Here is a 208-nt window from a genome sequence, read left to right as displayed (position 1 = left end):
CCCCCCCCCCCCTCTTCCCAAAGAAAAGACCGCCCCCCCAGATTACTACGCGTCTCGTGGGCTCGGAGATGTGTATAAGAGACAGGCCCTGCGCCTGGGCGCGGGCATCCTGAAGGATCGAGGTCATTTCGCCGGCCTTGGCGGCCCGCAGCGCGACGGTGTCACCGACCTGTCTCTTATACACATCTGACGCTGCCGACGACTAGTC

1 pseudogene is annotated in these 208 nt (G+C 63.5%); it reads right to left on the bottom strand.

Going from position 1 to position 208, the window contains the following annotated elements:
- Positions 1 to 70 precede the first annotated feature (70 nt).
- Positions 71 to 166: pseudogene (locus ACPYOI_RS37080) on the bottom strand (substrate-binding domain-containing protein); the annotation flags it as partial.
- Between the last annotated feature and the right edge of the window lie 42 nt (positions 167 to 208).

Source organism: Rhizobium sp. SVR5-2C (genome assembly GCF_056755115.1).
Note: the sequence above shows the minus strand (reverse complement) of the source record. Positions and strands in the feature narration are given on the sequence as shown.